The organism is Rhizobium sp. FG113 (genome assembly GCF_057809895.1).
In genome coordinates this window covers 196,175-219,573 of record NZ_JBMDKV010000007.1, presented here as the reverse complement: position 1 = coordinate 219,573, position 23,399 = coordinate 196,175, and the positions used below count along the sequence as shown (strand labels likewise).

Here is a 23,399-nt window from a genome sequence, read left to right as displayed (position 1 = left end):
CCGATGTCGACCCTTGATGACAAGATCAATGAGCATTTTGCCGGTTTCGTGGTCCGTAAGGACCTGGTGAAGGCCGTGAAGGGGAACGCCATTGTCCCCACTTATGTGCTCGAATACCTTCTCGGCCAGTATTGCGCGACCGATGACGAAGCCTCGATTGCGACAGGCATTGAAACGGTCAAGGACATCCTGCGCAAGCACTACGTCCATCGTTCCGAAGCGGGGTTGGTACAATCAACGATCAAGGAGCGTGGCCGCTACAAGGTCATCGATCAGGTTAGCGTGGCGCTGAATGAAAAGACCGATGCCTATGAGGCGGTCTTTGAAAACCTCGGTATCAAGCGGGTTGCCATCGACAGCGCCACGGTAAAGGCGCACCCGAAACTGCTGGTTACGGGTATTTGGTGCATCGCCGATGTGCAGTACGAATTTTCGGAAGACAGCCGGATCTCCCCCTGGATCATCGACACGTTGAAACCGATCCAGATCGCCCGTGTGGACTATGACGGCTATCGCGAGACGCGGGACAAGTTCACCACCGAGGAATGGATCGATCTGCTGATGCAGAGCATCGGCTTTGATCCGTCACTGTTCGGGCGCAGGTCAAAGCTTTTGCAACTGTTGCGCCTGGTGCCATTTGTTGAGCGTAACTACAACCTCATCGAGCTTGGTCCCAAGGGGACGGGAAAATCTCATATCTATTCCGAGTTTTCACCACATGGTCAGCTGATCTCGGGCGGTGAAATCACGGTTCCCAAGCTTTTCGTGAACAATTCCAATGGCCGGATCGGATTGGTCGGCTTTTGGGATGTCGTGGCCTTTGACGAATTTGCCGGCCGCGAGAAGACGGCCAACAAGGCGCTTGTCGATATCATGAAGAACTACATGGCGAACAAGCAGTTTTCTCGTGGTGTAAATCCGATGGGCGCCGAGGCCAGCTTCGCCTTTGTCGGCAACACGGACCATAACGTGCCTTGGATGCTGAAAAATACCGACCTCTTCGAAGCTTTGCCGCCGCAGTTCCACGACAGCGCCTTTATCGATCGATTGCACGCCTATCTGCCTGGATGGGAGGTCGACATCATCCGGGGTGAGATGTTCACATCTGGCTATGGGTTCATTGTCGACTATCTCGCCGAAATCCTGCGCCATCTGCGTGCTGAGGATTTCTCACACCGGCCAGATCGCTATTTCACTATTCCGGTTCAGACCCATATCCGGGACCGTGCGGCGATCAACAAGACCATGTCAGGTCTGCTGAAGCTGATCTTCCCGAATGGAGGCGAGACAGAAGCCGAAGTTGAAGAACTGCTGCGCTTTGCGATTGAATGCCGAAAGCGGGTGAAGGATCAGCTCCTGCGGATCGACAGCACCTTTGAGGCAGCAGATTTCCATTACATCGCATCGGATGGCGCAAAGCGCGCCGTCGCCACGCTGGAGGAAGAGGAGTTCCCCCAGTTCTACCACCGTCGATCAACCGACGATGGTAGTGAAGGTATGAATCAACAAGAGATTGGGTTGGTACCGGCAGAGCCGGTCTCAACGGTGGCTGCTTCCGCAGCACCTGCCGTTGCCGCTGCCCCGCACTCACCCCCAACTCCCGGACATGTCGTTTTCACAGAAAACCGCAAGGGCATCAGTTTCGACAAGATCTTTGGTCCTTGGACGGATGGTGCGACGCGGATTATCATCACAGACCCCTATATCCGGAAGTTCCATCAGGCGCGCAACGTGATGGAACTGATCGAGATGCTAATCCGGCGCAAACAGCCTGAAGATCAGATCGCTGTGCATCTTGTCACGGCTCCGGACGATGGGAACATCCAGGAGCAGCGAGAGTGCCTGGATGGGATTGCTGAAGCCTGCACAGGCACGGGTGTCGATTTCACATGGGCCTTTGATGGGAGCGGCACTCTCCATGCACGCGACATCACGACGGATACCGGCTGGAAGATGGTTCTGGATCGCGGATTGGATATTTTCCAGCCAACGCCTCGCAAGATGAACGGTTTCTCGCTGGGAGAACGGATGCAGGAGCACCGGATGGTCCGTGGTTTCTACGTGACTTATGTCGAGAACCTTTAGCTTCGTCGACCGTGTTGACGGTGCAGGTTCGGCTACGCGCTCGGCGGGAAGCAAGAAGTCGACCTCGATGCCCAAGCCCTCATCCTCGTTACAGTTTTCCTGATCCGCAGATTGCAGGCCATTCATGCACTACCCCTTCCTCGTCACTGATCCGCGCTCCGGCCTGCAATACCGCCTGACCGATACCGGTCTTGCCGAATTGTCCCTTGCCCCCATTTCTGCCGAATGGGCGCCGGGGCGTGCCATTGCCGAGGCGCCTGACCCGGTCTGGGCCGAAAGTCTTGCCAATGCGCCTGTCGAGACGATCTCGGCGGTGACCGCCGCGCTGACGGATCTTGTGCTGGCCACGCCGGATCTGAAGGTGCCGAACGTCGATCACCTGCCAGACAGCCGCGCCAAGCGGCATCTCTTGGCGCTGGTCGCGTTGTGGCAAAGGTTGGGGGATGCGCTGCCAGAGGGGCTGGCACCGATTTCCCATGTGCTGGCCCTGCCGCATGGGTCGTTCCTGGGCTCGTTGCCGGTGGTTGAAGGTTCGCTGGATCCTCTAGCTCCTGCGGCGCTGCAGGCGCTTTTTGCCCGGTTGCGGGACGAGTTCGGCACTGTTCCCGCAAGCGCCTATACGCCCCGGGCCGCAATCGGCAGCCGCCTGCACGCGCTGCAGGGCGGTGTTTCAGCGCAGGATATCGAGGCCGGGGTTCTGGATGACAGCCTCGCGTTCTATGGTCTGCGCGATCCCGCCGCCTGCGCCGATTTCGCCGCCGCCCAAGCCCGGGCGCTGATTGAGTCCGGCGTTTCGGCCCGTGAAATCGCCGTGCTGTCGGGCGATGATCTGCGCCAGATCGCGCGCGCTTTCTCAGCCCAGGGAGTGCCGCTCTCGGGCCTTCCGGGCCAATTACCCGAGCGAGATGTCATTGGCGAGACCGCGCTACATCTGGCGCTGGCCAAGCGACCGCCAACTCCGGCTATGGTCTTGGCGAGCCTCGCGCTTTCTCCCTTGATGCCCTGGGCGGCACAGACCGGGCGCGATCTTGCCGAAAGCCTCATGGGTGGCGATTTCCGAGGCGCCATCCTCACGGACACGCCCGCACATAAGGAACTGTGGGACGATATCCGCGCCTCGGCCGGCAGCTTGCCGCAGCTGCGATTCCTGCTGGACCGGATCTGCGAGCGGATCGGAAAAGGCGATCAGGTCCGCGCGCGGCTGACTGTCCCCCCCGGCGAAGGCACGCCGGATTGGGAGATAATCCTGCGTGGCATTCAGGTCGCGCCGCCCATGGTTGCGGACCCCGACCGCAATCTTGAAGGCGTCAGTCTCTGGTCCGCGCATGAAAGCCCGTGGCGCCCATGCCGCCATCTGATCGTCAGCGATTTCACCGACGGGCTTTACCCGACTCGCCCGCGTGCCAATCCGCTGTTTCTTGACAGCGAGATCGCTGCGATACACGCGGGAACCGGCGTTCACCTTCGCGGTCGGGCCGAGGGGCTGGCGCAAAGCCTCGCGTTACTTGATCAACAGCTTCAGGCGGTTTCCGGCAGCGTCACCTTCCTCATCCCATGGCGCGATCTGGCGGGCGGGCGCTTGCAACCTTCGGCCGGGTTGTCGCTGGTGGCACGGGCGGTGGCGGGCGTTGAGGATGCCAGCGATCTGATCACCGATCTGTCGCGTCAGAGTCCTGCGGAATGGCCGATTGCGTATCACCATCTGAGGCCGGTGCCGGAACCCGCGGAATTGCCTGAGGAGCTTGCTTTCCCGGGGCATGACCTTCTGTCCCTTCGTCGGCGCGATGACGGCACCGCCAAACCGCAATCGCCCTCACGGCTCGAGACGCTGCTTGTCAGCCCGCTCGCCTGGCTTCTGGCCGAGGTTGGGGCCGAGGATATGTCTTGGTCGACCGAAGAACTCGACGTGATGGCAAGGGGCAATATCGCCCATGATGTCTTTGAGCATGTCTTCCTGAAGGATCAGCCGTTCCCGGAAACCGAGGCGCTGGCAGAACTGATCGCCGAGGCCTATGACCGTGCGCTCACCCGTCACGCGGGCTATCTGCGCAGCCCGTCATGGGAGATGGAGCGCCACGGTTTGGAGCGTGAGATCATGGCGGCGGCCCTGCGCTGGCGCGACCATTTGCTGGCGCTCAATGCCAAGATCATCGGCAATGAAATCTGGCTGGCCGGTGAGGCGCATGGCATCAATCTGCATGGCAAGGCCGACGCGATCCTTGAACTGCCTGATGGTGCGCTCTTGATCATCGATCACAAGAAAAGCGGCACCAAGGGCCGACGGCAGCGGATGGAGGCGGGCTGGGATCTGCAGGCAGGGCTTTACGCCGATATGATAGCGCGGCCCATGCGGCGCGAGGGTGATGGCATGGACCCGCTGATCGGCCGCAAGGTGGCGGTCGCCTATCACCTGATGAATGATGGCGGGCTGCTGACTTCGGGTTTGGTCTTGCCCGAGGGCTCGCCCGCCCGCGACATGGGCGATGCGGTGAATGCCGGGGCGGTAGCCAAGCTGGCGGAACGCTTGGCCGAACTTGGTGCAGGACGGGTCGTGCTGAACACCTCTGAGGATGCGGCCTTCTTCAAGAAAGAAGCCGGCTTCACCCCATATGCGCTGACCGATGGCTCGGCCCTGGTCACCGCCTTCATCCGCACGCTCGAGGAGGAATGACCATGGCCCCCGTCAATGCAGATCAAGGTCTGGTCATCGTTCCCGCGGGTGCCGGCGCGGGCAAGACCCACCGCATCAAGACCCAGCTGTCCGATTGGGTGAAACGCGGCATTGTCCGGCCCGAACGTATCCTTGCCGTCACCTTTACCGAGGCCGCGGCTGGCGAGTTGCGCGAAAGGATCCGTGCCGGCCTTCTGGCCGATGGACTGGTCGCCGAGGCGATGGCGGTCGAGCGCGCCTATGTCTCGACCATACATGGACTGGGCCTGCGGCTTTTGACCGAACATGCTCTGGCGGCTGGCGCCTCGCCGCAGCCGCGCCATCTGGGCGATGCCGAGCGGGATCTGCTGATCCGTCAGGCACTGGCACATGCCAAGGCGCTGGACCCGATCAAGGCCGCGCCCGAGCGGTTCGGTTACGCCCCGAACTTCGTGAAGGGCGAGACGGTCGAAGACAGTTTGCGCGCCCGGGTGCTATCGATGATCGACCTCTTGCGCGGCCTTGGGGACAAGGGGCGTGACGCTGGCCTGATCGCTCCGGCACTGACGCGGCTGGATACGGTTTACGGGCCGGTTCTGGATGACCCTATCGCCGCGACCACCGCGTTGCAGACGGCCGTGCAGGTCATGATCGCAGCCTTTCCCGAGGGAGGCATGGCCGGGATCACCGCCAAAACCAATGTCGAGAAGCTGGAGAAAAACCTCGCGCTTTTCAAACGTGTTGATCGCGCGCCCGATCTTCTGGATCGGGATTGGCAGGTCTGGAACGATCTGCGCAGCCTGTTCATCTCTAACCGCTCCAGCAAGACGCCTGCGGGATATGACGACCTTGCCACGGCGATCATGGCGGCGGCGGATGTGCTGCCCTGCCATCCCGGCCCGCTGGCCGATGCTAAGCTGCACCTGTCCTGCCTGATCGCCTGCGCGCAAGAGGTGATGGCGGCCTATGAGACCCGCAAGAAGGCGCTCGGCCTGATCGACTTTGCTGATATGATCACCGGGGCTGAGCACCTGCTCCGCACCGACCTCGCCGTGCGGCAAGCGGTGCTGGACGAGATCGACTGCGTCATCATCGACGAATTCCAGGATACCAACCCTGTGCAATTCGCGCTTTTGTGGCAGTTGGGCCAGCACGCGCCGCGTACACTGCTGGTGGGCGATGTCAAACAGTCGATCATGGGGTTTCAGGGCGCCGATCCGCGCCTATCCATAGCGCTGGCGGCGGCAAACCCCGATGCGACCCAGCCTTTGGACCGCAACTGGCGCTCGACCCCAGCCATCATGCAATTCGTCAATGCGATGGGGGCTGGCCTCTTTGGGCAGGGCTATAACCCGCTGGCGCCGACCCGCGATGCGGTCGCAGGTCCCGCGATCGAGGTTCTGAACGCTACGCAGGGACGGCGCTCACAAAAGTATTCGCAGCCCCCAGAACACATCGCCGAGCGCATCGCCCGTATCCTGACTGATACTGAGACCATCACCGACCGCAACACGAAGGCCGCCCGGCCGGCGCGGCCTTCGGATATCGCGCTCTTGGTCTGCCGCCACACCACCGCCGCCCGCTATGCCGAGGAATTGCGCGCGCGCGGCGTTCCGGTGCGGATCGCTGAGGATGGCTGGGCGAAAAGCCCGGTGATTGTTGCCGCCCGCGCCGCGCTGGCCTTTGCCGCCAATCCGGCGGATATCCATGCCGGGCTGCTCTTGCGCACGCTTGGCGCGGACCCGCTGCCCTTGCAGGAGGCGCTATCCGCCCAAATGGAAGGGCGGTTGGTGGATGACCCGGTGCTGATGCGGCTCGCCGCTCTGTCGAACCTTTTGGCCCGCCTGCCGGTGGGTGCGGCCCTTGATCTGGTGTTGGATGCCGCCGGCCTGCGCCTCTGGGCGGAACGTCAGCCTGACGCCGCCCAATCCCGTGCCGATCTTTTGCGGCTAGAGGCTGAGGCGGGTGAGTTCGAAGCCGCGCATCGCGATCTCAAATCCGCCTCGGGGTTCCACGGCGAGACTGCCAAGATATTTCTCGGCTGGCTCGACGCCCGTGGGAGCGAGCGCGATTTCGACCGTCATCCCGATCCTTCCGCCAACAGCGCCGAGGCGGTGGAGATCGTCACCTGGCACGCCTCCAAAGGGCGGGAATGGCCGATCACTGTCGTCGCCGAGTTCGACTATGGCATTGAGGAACGTGCGGGGGCCACTGCGACCCGTTTCGATGCCCTGGACCGCATCGACGATATGGCGGTGGTGCTGGGGTCCGCGAGCCTGATCCACACGCCCGGCTTTGCCGCGCCCGAGGCGACCCGCCGTTTCATCGAAGACCGCCGCGCCGATTTTGAAACCAATGCGAAAAACCTTCTCTATGTCGCCCTGACCCGTGCCCGTGACCGGATGGTGCTGGAATGGCCGGGTTTTCTGAAGGACCGCGAAGAAGACGCGCCCGAGGCTACGAACCTGTTTCATATCCTGTCCGATACTTGCGCGCCGCAGATCGGGGCGGGCAGCCTGCGCATCAATGGCGTGGATTGCCCGGCGCTGATCACGCAACTGCCTGAAGAGGCGGGATTTACCGAGTACGCAGGCGGTGCGGCAGCCTCAGCGCTGCGATTCGGTGCCGCTGCGCCGTTGCCCGTGACACCGCTGACACCCTGGCGGCTGCAGCCCTCGCAAACCCGTAGTGCGGGGGTGCCGCCCGTGTCCCGCCGTATCAACATCGGAGCACCCTGGCCAAAGGCACTGAACGATGCCTACCGCGGCACAGCACTGCATCTGGCGCTGCGCACATACCTGACCCGGCCCGATCTGGCCCCGACTTTGGCTCTCGCGACCGGGCTTGACGACGCCACTCTTGCGCTAGTGGCCGAGCGCGCCACGGCGCTGAAAGCCTGGCTTGCCGATCAGGGCTATACGGACCTGCGCGCCGAGATTCCGGTGCTTGGCCACACGCCCGAGGGTGCAGAGATCCCCGGAGCCCTCGACCTTCTCGCCATCGGCCCGGCAGGCGCGATGCTGATCGACCATAAATCCGGCGGCGGCGGTGACGGGTTTGGCCCCTATTGGCCACAGCTTTCCAGCTATGCTGGACTGTTGGCCGGACTATACCCGCAGCATCCGCTGCAGGGCGTGGCGGTGTTCTGGGTCGATCACGGTTGGCTGGAACTGGCAGATGAGGGCGCGTCGGCGGGAGCTTTCGCACAGGCCAGAGTTAACTGATGCCCTGGGGAATACTTGCGCCCGATACCGTGGTTTCGCAACGGCGCCAGCAGAACCTCGGGCTTGCGGCGGCGGTTCGTCATTTCAATGATCGGGCGGTCCCCGGAATCGGCGGCATGTGGTTTCCCATGCCCATCCTTTGGTCGGTTCTGGCGATCTCTATCGCCGAGGAACTTGGTGTGCCGGCACTGCCTGTCGGCAACGCGGTCGAAGCGCGTGTCATGCTTGAAGTCATCGCGGGTCCGCAGGATCGCCGCGTGCGAGGGGCGCGGAAGATGCAGGGCTTGAAGGATAGCAGTTTCCACAATCTCAGGCGTCGCGGAACTTATGTGGTTCAGCCGATCCGCATGGCGATGGTGCAGCCTCTGGTCGCACTCGGGTTCGTGCAGGGCAGCCGCTACGGCGCGTTCCGCATACATAGCGCTGGAAGAGAGCTGTTGGAGCTGAATGCGATGAAAGAACCGCGCCGTTTGCTTGGTGCCTGGGCGCATGGCAGGCAGCCACATGGCCTGAAGGAGGCCCTGACAGTGCTTTCCCCGGTTGGGGCTGTCCCGGAAGCGGTGCGTAAACTGATCCTTGCCCGATTGCTCGACGGAAATGATCCCGGCTCGACCCGGCGCCGGGCCCTGGCGCGCCTCGGCACTGGCCCCAGCTCCGCGCATTTGGATCAGGAAACCGCATTGGCGGGGCTGGCGCCGGATCATTGGTCGGATTTGCGCGCAGGAGCGGCTTTTATGGATCTGCGCGATGCTGCGTTGTCGGTGTTGGACCAGTTGGAACAGCACTTGCTGAAGCTTCGCGACGATAATCAGCCTGTGCGCCTGTCAGAAGCGGAGGCAGCCGAAGTCGCCGCCGAGCCGCTGAAACAATTGCGCGATCTGGCCTCGGCAAAAGGCGCGCTTGTCGATCAGGGCAATGAGGAGACTAGCCGCAGATTTATCGCGGAAATCCGAAATCTGTCCGATCAGCAGCTGATCCAGAGGCTGGCCGCGCGCGATTCTACCGTAATTTTTCAGTGCGAAGGCCACATTGTTCTCGGGCCGGCTGCGGGCGAGTTGCGGGGCAGCTCGGAGACCCAGGACGAGAATCGGCCCCCTCAGGACGAGGCCTTCGCGCCGCAGCTTTTCCGGCTGCACAATCTTCATTGTCTGGTGACGGAGCTGTCCGGAAAGGTGAACCCGGGCAGCCGTGACGCGGGATAGGAGGCCGTCTGATGCAGAACACGACGCTCTACTCCCTCTTCATGCCGCCCGAAGATTGTTATGGCGACTTTGGCCTTATGTGCGGCTTCACCGCGACGCGGCAGGTCCTGGGGCAGATCCGCCGAACATTCACAGGCGAGATGGCGCGCCCGGTGCTGGCCGCCTTCATCCATCCAACAGTGAATGCGATCTCGGACGTTCCGGGACTTGCCTGGATGTGGATGCGCCTCGTGGGACGCGGCTACAACCTTCTCCATGCCAAGGTGGCGCTTCTGGGTTTTCGCAAGCGCGGCGGAGATGGCTATGTCATTCGCCTCGCTGTCAGCACGGGGAACTGGACACAGGATCCGCTTACTCGCAGCATCGACCTGTTCTGGTTGATCGATCTGGACTCTGCTGTGCCTGACGCACAGGACATTGCCGATATCCGCGCTGCGCATGAGATGTTTGGATGGCTGCGCGAGCGGGCAGATTGCGCCCTGATCGAACGCAGTTTTGACGGGCACCGGCCAGACGCCCTGCTGGAGGCCGCGATCACAGCCTTGCCCAGGTCATCCGCGCGTCCCCGCTTCATCGACAGCCGCAATCAGGCGCTGTTTCCTCAGGTGATCGAGCGCCTGGGTACCAAAAAGAAGGCCGACCGTCTCATCCTCGGGTCTGGCTATTTCGAGAGCGACGGCGATGGTGCTGCTGGCCTGCCAGAGCGACTGCGCCGCGCATTGGTGCAGGAGAAATCCCTGACGAAAACAGCGGCTCTCGACCTGTTTCTCAACCCGTCCTCCTGTCAGGGGCTTGCTGCCCGGGCCGGTGCCTTGATTGACGCAGGCTGGAACTTGCGCCCTCCGCGCTCTGTCTTGCATGGAACTGATGGGTGCCTGCATGCAAAATTTGTGGTGCTGGCGTCGGGCGAGACCGAGGCCTCGGGACGGGCTTATCTTGGATCCGGCAATCTGAGCATGAACGGGTTTGAGCGTGCCGCAAGCGCCGGGGGAAACCTTGAGGCAGGTGTGATCGTCGATCTGCCGGGAGGACTGAAATGGCCGCGACGCAGAGACACGCGGAACGGTATCGCCGCTGTTTTGCCGATCCAGTTCACTGATGTGGTGACGCCCGAGGCCCTGCAGCAAGGGGAAGGCTTTGTGCGCCCCGATGAGCCAGAAACCCAGCCGCCAGTTGCGTGGCTTATATGGCAAGACGGGGTGCTCTCGGCCCCCGAAGACAAATCGGTGATGGTGATTGGTGTCGATGCGGCTCAGGCCCAGACACCTTGTCCATGGCCTGCACCGGCTCCAGCGATTGTGACACTCGCGGAGGGCGGCTGGCGGCTGCCTGTCATTTCTTCCGAAGCACTTGTTGTCGCTCGCCCCTCCGATATGTCGGTCGAAGATATCCTTGCCAGCCTTGGCTCATTTCCCGAGCCAGGTGATGCTGACAGCGAAGATGAGGGTGAGGAAGGCGAAGAGCCGCTCACCGACGCCTCAGATACCACCGAAGCTCCGCCAGCTGCCTATCCCATTCGCAGGATGATGGAACTTCTGGTGCGTCTTTGTGAGACACAGGCAAGGTTGGACCCGCGGGACTGGCAAAGGTGGTGTCGGGAGTTGCAACAGAACCTTTGCGCTATCGCGTCTCGCGAAAAAACGATGCTCGAGTTCTTCCGGAACGCCAGGGCAAATCCTCTGCCTGCTCTGGCAGATCCGCGTATGCGCCCGGAAGAGGTTTCGCCAGACCTATTGAGAGATGCGCTTTTGGCAGTGTCCGTCGCGTGGGAGCTCAGCGCTTACCCATCGCTCTGGGAACGGGAGGCCGCGTGATGGTGGACTGGAACGAGGTCGCGAGCATTCTGGATCGTATCGCAGGGACGTCTGATGATACCCTGCTAGATCATGGCCAGAAGGCGAGTGTCACAGAACTAGCGTGCCGTATCCGGGCGGGCCAACGCTCGGCCCTGCTGGCTGATGAGGTGGGTATGGGCAAGACCCGCATTGCGGCGGCGCTGATCGCAGCGGTGTGGGAGGCGGGCGGGCGCAGCGCCATTGTTCTGCCCGCGGGCCTTGGGGCACAATGGCAACAGGAACTGAAACGGTTCAACGCCGACGACAAGACATTGCTGCCGCTGCGCAGCTATGATGGTTTCATCTCCGGTTTCTTGCACGATACCGATGCGGAGGGGAGCGCAAGACGGTTACACAGCCATAAGGAGTGGCTTTCGGATCGCCGCAAGCAGCGTGAGTTGCCGGAGAACGGCTGGGCCGCCGAAGAGATCATAATGATCTCTCATTCCTTCGCGAACATGCAGTTTCCCAATCGTGGAGAAGGCCCCGCTGGAGGCTGGCGCCGGGAACTCTTACCCAACGTCGCCCGCCTGATTGACGGCCGACGGCGCAACTTCATGCGCGAAAATTTCCATTCGGGTGAGGTGGGCTATGTATATGCCAGTCGCCGTGCGGCGCGGCACATTGCCCAAACGATTCTGGACCACGAACTGCCGCGCGATGCCATTAACGGCGATCAGAAATGGCTTTCGGCGGACGATTACAAGAACAGGATCCTGCCGCTGATCGGCTATGGCCTGGGTCAGTTTGATCTCATAGTCGTTGACGAAGCCCACAAGGCGCGCGGCGCAGATTCAAGCCTTTCGCGCATTCTCGGCCCGGTAAGCTGGGAAGCGGATGATCCTTTTCGTCTGGGCATGACCGCAACCCCGGTCGAGCTGGACTCCAGCCAGTGGATCGACACGCTGGAGCGACTCAATGGTCGCGATGACGATCAGGATATTACTGCGCTCGCAGAGCTGACGGAATGGATCACCGGCTATGTGGATGTTGTTCGTCGGATTCAAACCGAAGAACTGGACGAGACGCTGACCGGGGAATTCGAGACCTCCGCCCGGCAGTTCTACGCAGCATTGCGACCACACGTCCTGCGCCGGGACAAACGAAGTGACCCCGAATTCTGCGTCTTCAAAGACAGTCATGGTGATTATCGTGAGGTCACCGATATCCCGGTTTCACCGGAGGCAGACGGTTTTACCCGTGACTGGTTGCGCCGCTTTTGTGCGGCTGAGGCGCTGTCGTTACTCCCTCAGGATGATCCGCGTGTGAAACGGGTCAGGCTCGCCGTTGCCCAGGGGTATGGGTTCGGCTTTGGAGAGGATGAGGAAGACAGCCCTTCAGGCATGACAGATGCAAACCTCGTTGGTCCGGCGGGGTTTTGGACGGAAGCTTTCACCGCTGAGAGCAACGACATCTATAGCCACCCTGCGATCCTGGCGGCTGTGAGACAAATCGAGGCCTATACACGGGCCGGCGAGAAAGTGCTCGTCTTCGGCAGGTTCCTGACGCCGATGAATGTGCTGACCAGACTGCTGGACGCGCGTGAGATGCTGCGTCGTTTGCGAGACGGACAGCACTGGCCTGCCAGTGGGATCGGGGAAAGCAATATAGCAGCCGTCATTGCGGCGATGAGGGATCCTGATCTTGCGGTGTCGGGTGGGGTCGACGAAATCGATGTGATGTTGAAAACCCGCTATCAGGAGTGGGCGAGCGAGCGCCGGGCTGAACTCGCACGGCTTCATCGGGAGTTGGAAGACCTTGCGCTGGAGGGAGGAGCTGCCGCATTTCTGTCAGAGATTCTGCGCCATGAGGACGGCAAACAAGACCTTCAATTCGGGGCATTGCTCGAGGCACTTGGTGGCAGGCGGGAAGTTGCGGGCGCTTCCTGGACGGGGCGGGAAATGCTCGGGCTGTTCGAAAAACTGCTCATGGAGCTTGCCGGGGATGATGAAGCAGAGAACAACGATACGCAGAAAGCCCGGCTGGATGCCTGGCTGAACGATTATTCCGGGCGCGAGGGCAACTTCGCCAGGATGATGTCAGGCGCAACCGCACCGCAAACGCGGCGTATGCTGCAATCTGCATTCAACCGGTCGTCCAGTTGGCCGATGGTGCTCCTCGCGCAATCCCGCGTCGGGCGTGAGGGCCTGAATCTGCATGAGGCCTGTCGCACAGTGATTCTACTGCACGCGGAGTGGAATCCCGGCATTGTCGAGCAGCAGATTGGGCGTGTGGATCGCAAGAACAGTCTTTGGCTTCGCGAATGGCGGAAATGGAGGGATCATGGTGATGGTCTCCCGCCCCGCATTCGGGTTCACCCTGTTGTCGTCAGTGGCACATACGACGATCACAACTGGCAGGTTCTCAAGGCGCGTTGGCTGGAACTGAGGGCGCAGTTGCATGGCGATGTCCTACGTCCCGTTCCAGGTCGGTCAGAGGTGACAGATGACAAACGAACCTGCGCTGACCGCGTTCGGCGCGCAGTGCCGGATTTTTCGCCGGGAAGACGTGGCGGTTGAATTGTAGTGTAACCGATACTCACGCTGCTGTTCGGAATAGGACGGAATGAAAGCTGCTATTTTTAGCAACCATTCTCCCCGAGTTGGATTTGGCGTTGATAGGAAAATGGATGTTAGTAGGTCGCAAGTAATGGTGGTTGCAGCCTCCCGCAACCATCTTTACCGGCGTCGATTGCAAGTTGTGATCGATGCCGGTCCCCGCAACCATCTTTACTTGCTCGGGCAACAAGTGAAGATTAGATCCAGCCCCCGCAACCAATCTTCCTTTCCCAAAACAAACACGACAGACTTACCGACCCACCTTCGGAGGCCGGTTGTCGCGGATCTGCAGCAGGATGCTGCGGCCGGCTGAGAGCAGCTCCATCAGGAAGGCCAGCAGCGAGAGCATGAGGGCGACGATGGCGCTGCCGAAGAACCAGACGAGGTTCAGCGGGCGGATGCGGATGGCGAGCGCGCCGGATAGCAGATTGAGGATCGCGCAGCAGGTGCAGATGCCGGCGATGACGCCGAGGATGACGGCGATTTCGAGCACCAAAGTGCGCCGGCGCAGATAGATCAGCTGCCGCTCTCGCTTGTCGTCGGGCTCATTCTTCTCGACGACCTCGTTCAGCCGATCGGAGACGCGCCCGAGGCGGGTGGCGTAGATGCCGACGAAGGCCGCCGTGCCCGCCAGCAAAAAGACCGGCGCCAGCGAGGTCTGGATGATCCCGGCATAGTCGATGACGATTGTCGGGGCGTCCATCGGCGTCTCCTCGCAAGCCTCATGCGCATCGGCGCGATACTCCTGAGAGGCCTTTCTTGGCGCAAGGATCGCTGCGATGGTCGGCTGACACTAACGCTGACGGCCCCGATAGGGCAAGGCCGCAACGAGATTGCCGAAGCTGGGTTGTTGGCGGCGGGGTGCGGGGGCGGTGCAGTACGCGGGTAGGGCGGAGCGCATCGTGGACGCGGCACTGGTCGCGACGCGACGGCTTGAGCGGCGCGGAAGCCTGTGGCTTGAATCGCTTGGCCGGCATTACTTGGCCGACATCACGTGGCTCTTGTCACTTAGCTCTTGTCACTTGGCTGGTGTCACAGAGCTGGTCTCACTGCGGCTTCAAATCATAGGCCTGGTGGGCGGCCCTCAGATCCGCGAGCGTCTTGCCGACGCAATTGCCGCCGCCTTCGCCGCCGACGACTGCCTTGGCCTGTCCGTCGAGCGAGATGGTGCCGGCGATGCGATCGGAGGCGACGTAGGTTGCGAGACCAGCGTCGGTGACTCTGGAGAGGTAGAAGATGTGGGTCGTATCCTTCTGCTGGCAGTGGATGACGATTGGGAAGCTCTTCAAGGGATCATCGGCGGCGTAAGCCGTGGCTGTGCCGGCGAGATAGGGCAGGACGATCGTGGCGGCCGCTAGCGGCAATGCCGGCACGAGGCGTCTGATGGAACGTCGAAGCGCAGCATCTGTCATCGAGATCTCCTGTTTTTCCGGTGCGATATCGTTTGCGATTTGTCGTTGCGCGTTCACCAGGCCTAGAGCGCGAGGGCGGCGAGCGCGTCCCTGTCCATCAATTGCACGCGCCGCTGCAGCTTGCCCTTGAGGCGGATGATGTGTCTCTCGCGCAGCTTGGTGAAGGAGCGCGCCACGGTTTCGATGGTCAGGCCGAGATAATCGGCGACGTCGCTGCGGCACATCATCAGGTCGAATTCGCTCTCGCCGGGGTGACGTTCGGCCATCTCCTCGATGAAGACGGCGACGCGTTTTAAGGCGCTCTGTTCGATCATCGCCAGCTGCCGCGACTGGGCCTTCGCTAGATTGGCAAGGGCGATGTTGAGCAGGCTGCCCGTGGGGGTGCTGTTTGCTGTCGTGGCGAAAGGGCGGATCCTTGCTTCGCAGACGGCCTCGGCGAAGTCGGCGCGGCAGTCGCCCTGTTCTAGGCCGAACCAATCGCCCTTGGCGCAGAAGGACAAGATGTGCCGGTGCCCATCGGGCATCAGCCGGTAGATCCTGATCGCGCCGGCCTCCACCTGGTAGAAGGCGAGCACCTTCTGGCCCTCGCTATAGACGATCTGGTCCTGTTTCAGCCTGATCGTCTGGTCGGCATGGGCGGCAGGTTCAAAAGCGCGCGGACGCGTGGGGACTTGGATAGGCTCCTGTCGCAGATCGTGAACATGCAACATCGTATCTCCCTCCATTCCCCACAGAATAGGCAAATCGGGCGGCGCGGCACATTCGAAATTCCCCTTACGTAGTGCTACGGAAGCTCACTTCGCGCACGGGGTGTATAACGGCCCAAGGTGAGAATCCCAGCCCCACAGAACGACCGGGTCTTTCCGCAGGAGGGATCGATGGCAGCGAGCGACGGCGAGAACCGCGACGCCGAACAGAACCGTGCCGAGATCATCGACCAGCTCGAGCGGATCTTGAGAAGTCGCGAGTTCCAGGCGCCGGATCGTGGCCGTCGTTTTCTGCGCTATATCGTCGAAGAGGCGGTCGATGGTCGAGCCGAGCGGCTGACCGCCTATAATATCGCGCAGGCGGTGTTCGGTCGCGGCGCGGATTTCGATGCGCAGAGCGATCCTGTCGTCAGGATCGAGGCCGGCCGCATCCGGCGGGCGCTGGAGCGCTATTACCTTGTCAGCGGTGGTGGCGACCCCGTGCATATCACCATTCCCAAGGGGCATTACGCGCCGCGTTTCGAGCGGCGAGCCGCGACCCAGGGGGCGGTGAATGGGCCCGCCGCGAGCTCAGGCTTGGCGAGCGGCTCGGCACAGCCGGGGCGGAGTGCGCGCAAGCCCGGCTATCGCGATCTTCTGGTGCCGGTTGGCGTTCCCGCCGTCTTCGCGGCGCTTGCCATGCTGGCGCTTGTTCGTCCGCTGGAGGAGTATCTTGCGCCCGCGCCGGACCGACCGGCGGCAGCGCAGGACCAGGTGGGTGGCGTGCGTGTTATCGTCGAGCCGCTTGCTGTCCTCGGCGCTCCCTCAGGCGGCGCGGAGATCGCCAGGGGGCTCAACGACCAGATCATCTCGCAGCTGACGAAGCTCGATGGCGTCGTGGTCATGACGCCGGCCAGTTCTTCCCCCGCGGATGCGGCGGGGAACGCGGTGTTTGCGCTGCAGGGCAATGTCACTTTCGAGGACGATGCGCTGCATGTGCAGCTGCGGTTGATCCGCAGTGCCGACGGGCGGGTGATATGGGCCAAGCGGTTCGATCACGACACGACCGGGCAGAACGTCTTCGATCTGCAGGACGCGATCGGGACGCGGGTCGTCAAGGACATCGCGGCGGTCAGTGAAATCAAGGATGCGTCGCATCCGCGTTAGCAATGTTCGGCTGGCCGCCCGCGCTCTGTCGGTTCACTTTGGGCTGCTTGCGTTCGGGCGCTCGCCGCTGAGGCCGGCCATCTCGTTGCCGACGCCCACCGCGCGTAGCCCGGTCAGCATGCGCTCAAGATCTTCCGGGCGCTGCAGACGCCGGGACACTTCCTCGCGGACGTTCTTCATCATCTCGGGCGCGTGGGCGTTCAACCAGTCTCTCAATTGCACGGCTTCTTCGGTCTTGCCTTCGGCTCCAAGGATGGAGAGCAGAACCAGGCGGTGCATCGGGTTGTATTCCAGGTCAGACATGCGCGACCACAGCTCGGCGGCCTGCAGGTCACCGCGCATATAGGCGCAAAGCGCCATGCCGACTTCGTAATATCCCTTCGGGCCGGCATCCTTGTTGACGGCGCGGGAGACGAGCTCGCAGCCGGATTGCCATTTGCCGGACATGGCGAGCCGCAGCCCGTATTCGCCGGCGACCTCGGTATCGTTGGCGTTGGCGGCATAGGCGGCGGCGCCGAGTTTCAGCGCCTTGTCGATATCGTTGGTGAAGAAGCTCACCAGCATCGCTGCCTGCAGCGCGCGGGTATTGTTTGGAGCTATTGTCGTTGCGCGTTCCGCTGCCTTGGTCGCCAATGTCATGGCCTCGGGCGATGGTTGCGCGCCGAGCTTGTAGCGGAACCGGATTTCATCGATGTAGACGAGCGACAGCAGCGCCCAGGATGTGGCGTTATCAGGGAAGCGCTCGGTCGCGCGAAGGAGGCAATCGCGGGCGGCGGCATGGCTTTTTGCATCCATTCCCCGGCGGTAGCTGTAATAGGCGAGCGTGCAGTCGTAGGCTCCGCCCACTTCGCTCAAGGACGGTTCGGCGATCTTGTCGGTATCTGTGACGAAGATCGCGCCGTAGGGCTGGGCGACGGACACCGCGATATCCTGCCCGATGTCGGCCTGGATCTGCAGGATGCTCTTGGCACCAAGATCGGCGTCGTAATTGTTCGCCCAGATGACAGCCGCATCCGAGCGGCGGATCAGGCGGGAGATGGAGCGCAGCCTGTTGCCATCGCGCTGCACGCTGCCCTGCAAGGCAAAGCCGTGCGGGTTTCCGTCCTTGGCCCTAGATGGGTCGGCGACGACGATGATGTCGTCGAATGTTGCGAGCTGGCCGATGATTTCGTCCCTCAACCCCTGGGCGATGTCGGCGGTGGCGCCCTCTTCTCCATCCGATTGGAAGTTTTCGACGACGATCATCGGGCTGGAGGTATCGGCGACCGGGGATTGCTGCGTTCCGATCCGGCCGTTCAGCAAGCCCGCTGGCCAAAGGAAGTAACCGGCTGTCGCGGCGATCAGGAGTGTTGCGCCAACGGCCAGTGCGGCGAATGATCTGGTATCTCGCGTCTTGCGATCGGCAGGTGCGTGTATCGTCGCTGGCTCGGAACGAGGCGCCGGAGCGGCGGATGGATGCGATGGTTCGGCATAATCGAAATGCGGGACGTAGCCGCCCTTGGGAATGGTGATCACGATCGGATCGCACTGCCCGGCGACGAGATAATAGCGCTCGAGGCCACGGCGAATGCGGCCAGCTTCTATCCTGACGACGGGGTCGTTCTGTGCGTCGAAAGAACTTTGCCTGCCGAAGATTTCATTGGCGATGGTAAAGGCCTTGAGGAACTGGGCGCGTCCCTCCAGGGTCTCGGTGACCACGAAGCGCAGGAACTTCCGGCCACGCTCGGGCGAGTGAAACTCGTCGCTGGCGAGAACACGCTCGAGTTGCTGGAGGATGTCGTCCGGTTTAGGTCCTGGTTCGCCCGAAAACTCGACCTTTGCGCTACTCATGATGCCCCTCCGACACGATCACGCAATCATCTTTAGTCCATGCTAATTGAGCATATCCCATAACCATGTGTGGTTTCAATGACTTTGTCGAGCGCAGCTTAAAGTAGCCTGGCCGGTACCGCTGGTAGAGCCGGGCCACGAGGCGCTGCGGGTTGCGGCATGCCGCCCGACGTCAAGACCATGCGCAGCAGTTCCGCCAAGTTGCGCGCCTCCATTTTCGCCATGACGTTGGCGCGATGAACCTCGACCGTGCGGGCGCTGATGCCAAGGTTGAAGGCGATCATCTTGTTTTGTAGACCATCCAGAACCGCAGCCAGAACCTGGTGTTCCCTATCGGTCAGTTGCCGCATCCTGTTGGCGACTGTTTCGGTATCGACAGGTGTGGGCGAGGGGGGCGTACGACGCGATGTGGCCTGGTTGATCGCGGCGATCAGCGCCTGGTCCTCGAACGGCTTCTTGATGAAATCGGCCGCACCCGCCTTCATGGCCTGCACGGCCGTCTCCACGTCTCCGTCGCCGCCAACGAGGATCGTGGGAATGTTTGCGTTGAGCGCATTCAGCCGTTCCAGCAACTGCAACCCGTCCGTGCAGGACATCCGCGTGACCTTGACGAGGCATGCCCTGCCGGAGACCGGCAACTGATCCAGAAACGCCGACGCGCTCTCATAGGCGCGAACCGCGAAGCCCGAGGATATCAGCAGGAACGTCAGGGATCGCCGCGGTATCTCCTGGTCGTCGACGAGGTGCACGGTCAGGTCATTCGCCATCGAGTAAACTCTCCCTCAAATGCAACGAAAGCGTGAGAGCGCGGTTGCCCAATCCACCCTCTACCTAACTGTATATTACCACTACACCGCGCTCTTCAGGCGTAGCATCGCGTAACATCTGTGGTAGCCGACACGTTGAAAACATTGATGTCGGACGTTTCAAGCGCCCGCATGCGTTGATCCGGCTCAATGCCTGTTGCCATCGAACGGCCTATCGTCGCGGGACTTTCCCCAATTCGCGCCCCCAATTCTCAATGGAGCCCCTACGATGAGAAAGCTGGTTCTTGCGACAGGAATTGCGATCGCCGCCGTGATGGCGGCCCCTGTCGGTGCGCAGCAGGATCGCAAAGAGTATCGGCGCATGAACTGGGCCGAAAACCTGCCGGATGCGGTGAAGGCCTATCACGGCAAGCGGTTCTCGGTCGTCAGCTATCGCACGGCGATCGAAACCGGCGCGCTGCATCAGCCGGGCAAGCCGGATGAGGTGAAAGCCGTTCGGGCGGCGGCGCGCTCCAACAAGTGGCTGGTCGAACAGCTGAAGGCGAAGAAGCTGACGCCCGACGATATCGAATGGGTCACGCGGGCGCGCAACGGCAATCTCGTCTTCTACGTGGAATGATCGCGGTCGTCGCAATGGCCGCCTGACCGGCAATACCGCTTCGCGCATTGCTTGCGATCAATGACACGGCCGAACCCGTCCCGTTAGGCTCATCCCATCCATGGGTAGCAGGGCGATCGCTATCCCAGGCAGCTTGGAGGAGAGCGCGATGCGCGGTTTTGGGGTTCATTCGGAAGTCGGGAAGCTCAGAACGGTGATGGTCTGCCGACCGTCGCTCGCCCATCAGCGGCTGACGCCGGGCAATTGCCATGATCTTCTCTTCGACGACGTGCTCTGGGTTCACGAGGCGCAGAAGGATCACTACGACTTCGTGCTGAAGATGCAGGAGCGCGGCGTCGAGGTTCTCGAGCTGCACGACATGCTGGCGCAGACGCTCGCCGACAAGTCGGCGCGCGACTTCGTGCTCGATCGCCGTATCACACCCAACGTGCTCGGCTCGCAGATCGCCGAGGCGGTGCGGCCCTGGCTCGACGAGATGCCGGCGACACAGCTCGCGGCCTTCATGATCGGCGGCATCGCGATCTCCGACCTGCCTGACGTGAAGGCGAAGACCCTGATGCTGAGCGCGCTGTCGGAGACAGAGTTCGTCATTCCGCCTATCCCGAACACGCTGTTCCAGCGCGATCCCTCCTGCTGGATCTACAATGGCGTGACCTGCAATCCGATGTTCTGGCCGGCGCGGCAGCCCGAGACGCTGATCCAGCGCGCGGTCTACAAGTTTCATCCGACGTTCCGCGACGGCGATTTCAAGATCTGGTGGGGCGACAGCGACGAGGACTTCGCCAACGCCTCGATCGAGGGCGGCGACGTCATGCCGATCGGAAACGGCACCGTGCTGATCGGTATGGGCGAGCGCACCACCTACCAGGCGGTCGGCCAGGTCGCGCGCGCTCTGTTCAAGAGCAAGGCCGTCACTAGGGTTATCGGCTGCCTGATGCCGAAGAGCCGGGCGGCCATGCACCTCGACACCGTTTTCAGTTTCTGCGACCGCGATGTGGTGACGCTCTTTGCCGAAGTTGTCGATCAGATCCGCTGCTACAGCATGGTGCAGACGGATGACGACGGCAATTTCGACATTCATCCCGAGACGGAGCCGATGCTCGATATCGTCGCCAACGCGCTCGGTGTCGGCAAGCTCAGGGTCGTGGAAACAGGCGGCAACGCCTACCAGGCCGAGCGCGAGCAATGGGACGACGGCAACAACGTCGTCGCCTTGGAGCCCGGCGTCGTGGTCGGCTACGACCGCAACACCTACACCAACACGCTTCTTCGCAAGGCGGGCATCGAGGTCATCACCGTTCGCGGTTCCGAACTCGGCCGCGGTCGTGGCGGCGGGCACTGCATGACATGCCCGATCTGGCGCGACCCCGCCTATTGACAGCAGACATCCTGAAACAGCCCTACGGAGCAAGACAATGAGCTTCAATCTGCGCAACCGTTCGCTTCTGACCGTGCAGGATTATACGCCGCGTGAATTCCGCTATCTTCTCGATCTCGCGCGCGATCTGAAGCGGGCCAAATATGCCCGCACCGAGCAGCAGCACCTGAAGGGCAAGGAGATCTGCCTGATCTTCGAAAAGACCTCGACGCGCACGCGATGCGCCTTCGAGGTCGCCTGCTCGGATCAGGGCGCGAACGTCACCTATCTCGACCCGTCCGGCTCGCAGATCGGCCACAAGGAATCCTTCAAGGACACGGCGCGCGTGCTTGGCCGCATGTATGATGCGATCGAATATCGCGGTTCGGCGCAGCAGGGGGTGGAGACGCTGGCGCGTTATGCCGGCGTGCCCGTCTATAACGGCCTCACGGACGAATATCATCCGACGCAGATGATCGCCGACGTGATGACCATGCGCGAGCATGCCGACAAGCCGATCGCCGATATCAAATACGCCTATATCGGCGACACACGCTCGAACATGGGCCATTCGCTTCTGATCGTCGGCTGCCTGATGGGCATGGATGTCCGGATCTGCGGGCCGAAATCGCTTTGGCCGGCAGAGGAATACATCAAGATCGCGAGGGAATTGCAGGAGCGATCGGGCGCTCGGCTTCTGATCACCGACGATCCGAAGGAGGCGGTGAAGGGCGTCGATTTCATCCACACCGACGTCTGGGTGTCGATGGGCGAGCCGAAGGACGTCTGGCGCGAGCGCATCAAGCTGTTGACGCCTTATCAGGTCAACGAAGCGCTGATGAAGGCGAGCGGCAATCCGCAGACCAAGTTCATGCACTGCCTGCCGGCCTTCCACGACACGGAGACCACACTGGGCAAGCAGATCGCCGAGGATTACGGCATGAGCAACGGCCTGGAGGTCACCGGCGAGGTGTTCGAATCCGAGGCCAATGTGGCCTTCGAGCAGGCGGAAAACCGGCTGCACACGATCAAGGCGCTGCTTGTCGCGACATTGGGAGACTAGGATGCGGATCGTCATCGCGCTTGGCGGCAACGCTCTTCTCCGGCGCGGGGAAGCGATGACCGCGGATGTCCAGAGACGCAATACGCGGGTGGCGGCGGAGGCGATCGCGCCGCTGGCCGCCGAGCATCAGCTGATCATCACCCATGGCAACGGGCCGCAGGTCGGCTTGCTTGCGCTGCAGGGCGCCGCTTACAAGCCTGATGAAGCCTATCCGCTCGACGTGCTCGGCGCCGAGACCGAGGGGATGATCGGCTACATGCTGGAGCAGGAGCTCGGCAACGTGCTGCCCTTCGAGCAGCCGCTGGCGACGCTGCTCACCATGGTCGAGGTCGATGCCGACGATCCTGGTTTTACGAACCCCACCAAGTTCGTCGGCCCTGTTTACGAGAAGGCGGATGCCGATCGCATTCGCTCGGAGAAGAACTGGGTGTTCAAGCAGGATGGCGACAAGTGGCGCCGGGTCGTTGCCTCACCGCTTCCCAAGCGCATCTTCGAGATCCGGCCGGTGCGCTGGCTGCTCGAGCAGCGCACCATCGTCATCTGCGCCGGCGGCGGCGGGATACCGACCATGTACGAGAAGGGCAAGGAGCGTCATCTTGTTGGCGTCGAAGCCGTGATCGACAAGGATCTCTGCTCTGAATTGCTGGCGCGCGAGATCGGCGCCGATCTCTTGATCATGGCGACCGATGCGCCTGCTGTCTGCCTCGATTGGGGCAAGCCGTCGCAAAAGGCGATCCACAAGGCCCGCCCCGGCGACATGAAGCAGTTCGACTTTCCGGCTGGGTCCATGGGGCCGAAGGTCGATGCCGCCTGCCATTTCGCCGAGACGACGGGCAAGGCTGCGGCGATCGGGGCGCTTGCGGATATTGCAGGCATGGTGCGGGGCGAGCTCGGCACGATCATCGATGGCCGCTTCGGTGGGCTCAGCTGGCACGGGTGAGTGG

The 23,399-nt window shown here is 62.0% G+C and carries 16 protein-coding genes; 11 read left to right on the top strand and 5 right to left on the bottom strand.

The features are described 5' to 3' along the window. Window positions 1–3 precede the first annotated feature (3 nt). The 6 genes from brxL (at window position 4) to ACODTZ_RS18650 (ending at window position 13,515) form a co-directional block, all read left to right on the top strand. Window positions 4–2,085: a BREX system Lon protease-like protein BrxL gene (gene brxL, locus ACODTZ_RS18675; RefSeq protein WP_309588352.1), complete on the top strand. Its 2,082-nt coding sequence runs from the start codon at window positions 4–6 to the stop codon at window positions 2,083–2,085. Window positions 2,086–2,209: 124 nt separating this feature from the next. Next, window positions 2,210–4,756, top strand: coding sequence for a PD-(D/E)XK nuclease family protein (locus ACODTZ_RS18670; protein ID WP_309588354.1), 2,547 nt, complete (start codon window positions 2,210–2,212; stop codon window positions 4,754–4,756). 2 nt (window positions 4,757–4,758) lie between these two features. Next, a complete protein-coding gene (locus ACODTZ_RS18665) occupies window positions 4,759–7,959 on the top strand; it encodes a UvrD-helicase domain-containing protein (RefSeq protein WP_488995018.1) in 3,201 nt (1,066 codons plus the stop codon). Then, entirely contained in the window at window positions 7,959–9,161 is a 1,203-nt protein-coding gene (locus tag ACODTZ_RS18660) for a hypothetical protein (RefSeq protein WP_113944576.1), read from the top strand. The genes ACODTZ_RS18665 and ACODTZ_RS18660 overlap by 1 nt, the downstream gene beginning before the upstream one ends. A gap of 11 nt (window positions 9,162–9,172) precedes the next feature. Continuing rightward, window positions 9,173–10,975 carry a phospholipase D-like domain-containing protein gene (locus tag ACODTZ_RS18655; RefSeq protein WP_309588358.1) on the top strand — a complete coding sequence of 601 codons (1,803 nt, stop codon included), beginning with the start codon at window positions 9,173–9,175 and terminating at the stop codon, window positions 10,973–10,975. Beyond that, window positions 10,975–13,515 (top strand): DEAD/DEAH box helicase family protein, encoded by a 2,541-nt coding sequence (locus ACODTZ_RS18650; protein WP_309588360.1) that lies wholly within the window; start codon window positions 10,975–10,977, stop codon window positions 13,513–13,515. Before ACODTZ_RS18655 ends, ACODTZ_RS18650 begins: the two co-directional genes overlap by 1 nt. Window positions 13,516–13,804: 289 nt before the next feature. Here ACODTZ_RS18650 and ACODTZ_RS18645 read toward each other — a convergent pair whose 3' ends face one another. From ACODTZ_RS18645 to ACODTZ_RS18635, 3 genes are all read right to left on the bottom strand, one after another. Continuing rightward, window positions 13,805–14,257 carry a DUF2721 domain-containing protein gene (locus ACODTZ_RS18645; protein ID WP_209191447.1) on the bottom strand — a complete coding sequence of 151 codons (453 nt, stop codon included), beginning with the start codon at window positions 14,255–14,257 and terminating at the stop codon, window positions 13,805–13,807. 343 nt (window positions 14,258–14,600) lie between these two features. Next, window positions 14,601–14,966, bottom strand: a complete 366-nt coding sequence (locus tag ACODTZ_RS18640; protein WP_413395164.1) for a hypothetical protein — start codon at window positions 14,964–14,966, stop codon at window positions 14,601–14,603. A 62-nt stretch (window positions 14,967–15,028) separates the two neighbouring features. Beyond that, window positions 15,029–15,676 (bottom strand): helix-turn-helix domain-containing protein, encoded by a 648-nt coding sequence (locus ACODTZ_RS18635; protein WP_413395166.1) that lies wholly within the window; start codon window positions 15,674–15,676, stop codon window positions 15,029–15,031. A 168-nt stretch (window positions 15,677–15,844) separates the two neighbouring features. Here ACODTZ_RS18635 and ACODTZ_RS18630 point away from each other — a divergent pair, with 168 nt between their 5' ends. Next, window positions 15,845–16,819 carry a hypothetical protein gene (locus tag ACODTZ_RS18630; protein ID WP_489027161.1) on the top strand — a complete coding sequence of 325 codons (975 nt, stop codon included), beginning with the start codon at window positions 15,845–15,847 and terminating at the stop codon, window positions 16,817–16,819. A 33-nt stretch (window positions 16,820–16,852) separates the two neighbouring features. Here ACODTZ_RS18630 and ACODTZ_RS18625 read toward each other — a convergent pair whose 3' ends face one another. Together ACODTZ_RS18625 and ACODTZ_RS18620 are read right to left on the bottom strand one after the other, a co-directional pair. Next, complete coding sequence (locus tag ACODTZ_RS18625; RefSeq protein ID WP_489027159.1) at window positions 16,853–18,649, bottom strand: hypothetical protein; 1,797 nt, start codon at window positions 18,647–18,649, stop codon at window positions 16,853–16,855. A gap of 98 nt (window positions 18,650–18,747) precedes the next feature. Next, window positions 18,748–19,416, bottom strand: a complete 669-nt coding sequence (locus ACODTZ_RS18620) for a response regulator transcription factor (protein ID WP_047514070.1) — start codon at window positions 19,414–19,416, stop codon at window positions 18,748–18,750. A 268-nt stretch (window positions 19,417–19,684) separates the two neighbouring features. Here ACODTZ_RS18620 and ACODTZ_RS18615 point away from each other — a divergent pair, with 268 nt between their 5' ends. The 4 genes from ACODTZ_RS18615 to arcC all read left to right on the top strand — a co-directional run bounded on the left by ACODTZ_RS18615 (window position 19,685) and on the right by arcC (window position 23,395). Beyond that, the gene (locus ACODTZ_RS18615; protein WP_111564052.1) at window positions 19,685–20,035 is read left to right on the top strand and encodes a hypothetical protein; all 351 of its coding nucleotides are present in this window, start codon (window positions 19,685–19,687) and stop codon (window positions 20,033–20,035) included. A 148-nt stretch (window positions 20,036–20,183) separates the two neighbouring features. Continuing rightward, window positions 20,184–21,413, top strand: coding sequence for an arginine deiminase (gene arcA / locus ACODTZ_RS18610; RefSeq protein WP_489027156.1), 1,230 nt, complete (start codon window positions 20,184–20,186; stop codon window positions 21,411–21,413). Between the two features lie 37 nt (window positions 21,414–21,450). Further along, window positions 21,451–22,455 (top strand): ornithine carbamoyltransferase, encoded by a 1,005-nt coding sequence (locus ACODTZ_RS18605; RefSeq protein WP_047514062.1) that lies wholly within the window; start codon window positions 21,451–21,453, stop codon window positions 22,453–22,455. A 1-nt stretch (window position 22,456) separates the two neighbouring features. Next, on the top strand, window positions 22,457–23,395 hold the full coding sequence (gene arcC, locus ACODTZ_RS18600; RefSeq protein ID WP_018896900.1) for a carbamate kinase: 939 nt from the start codon (window positions 22,457–22,459) through the stop codon (window positions 23,393–23,395). The last annotated feature ends 4 nt before the right edge of the window (window positions 23,396–23,399 follow it).

What these genes read in the sequence shown, in the direction of transcription:
- ACODTZ_RS18660 (WP_113944576.1), top strand. Translation starts at nt 7,959, where the DNA reads ATGCCCTGGGGAATACTTGCGCCCGATACCGTGGTTTCGCAACGGCGC.
- ACODTZ_RS18615 (WP_111564052.1), top strand. Translation starts at nt 19,685, where the DNA reads ATGAGAAAGCTGGTTCTTGCGACAGGAATTGCGATCGCCGCCGTGATG.
- arcA (WP_489027156.1), top strand. Translation starts at nt 20,184, where the DNA reads ATGCGCGGTTTTGGGGTTCATTCGGAAGTCGGGAAGCTCAGAACGGTG.
- ACODTZ_RS18665 (WP_488995018.1), top strand. Translation starts at nt 4,759, where the DNA reads ATGGCCCCCGTCAATGCAGATCAAGGTCTGGTCATCGTTCCCGCGGGT.
- brxL (WP_309588352.1), top strand. Translation starts at nt 4, where the DNA reads ATGTCGACCCTTGATGACAAGATCAATGAGCATTTTGCCGGTTTCGTG.
- ACODTZ_RS18620 (WP_047514070.1), bottom strand. Translation starts at nt 19,416, where the DNA reads ATGGCGAATGACCTGACCGTGCACCTCGTCGACGACCAGGAGATACCG.
- ACODTZ_RS18670 (WP_309588354.1), top strand. Translation starts at nt 2,210, where the DNA reads ATGCACTACCCCTTCCTCGTCACTGATCCGCGCTCCGGCCTGCAATAC.
- ACODTZ_RS18605 (WP_047514062.1), top strand. Translation starts at nt 21,451, where the DNA reads ATGAGCTTCAATCTGCGCAACCGTTCGCTTCTGACCGTGCAGGATTAT.
- ACODTZ_RS18645 (WP_209191447.1), bottom strand. Translation starts at nt 14,257, where the DNA reads ATGGACGCCCCGACAATCGTCATCGACTATGCCGGGATCATCCAGACC.
- arcC (WP_018896900.1), top strand. Translation starts at nt 22,457, where the DNA reads ATGCGGATCGTCATCGCGCTTGGCGGCAACGCTCTTCTCCGGCGCGGG.
- ACODTZ_RS18625 (WP_489027159.1), bottom strand. Translation starts at nt 18,649, where the DNA reads ATGAGTAGCGCAAAGGTCGAGTTTTCGGGCGAACCAGGACCTAAACCG.
- ACODTZ_RS18650 (WP_309588360.1), top strand. Translation starts at nt 10,975, where the DNA reads ATGGTGGACTGGAACGAGGTCGCGAGCATTCTGGATCGTATCGCAGGG.
- ACODTZ_RS18635 (WP_413395166.1), bottom strand. Translation starts at nt 15,676, where the DNA reads ATGTTGCATGTTCACGATCTGCGACAGGAGCCTATCCAAGTCCCCACG.
- ACODTZ_RS18630 (WP_489027161.1), top strand. Translation starts at nt 15,845, where the DNA reads ATGGCAGCGAGCGACGGCGAGAACCGCGACGCCGAACAGAACCGTGCC.
- ACODTZ_RS18640 (WP_413395164.1), bottom strand. Translation starts at nt 14,966, where the DNA reads ATGACAGATGCTGCGCTTCGACGTTCCATCAGACGCCTCGTGCCGGCA.
- ACODTZ_RS18655 (WP_309588358.1), top strand. Translation starts at nt 9,173, where the DNA reads ATGCAGAACACGACGCTCTACTCCCTCTTCATGCCGCCCGAAGATTGT.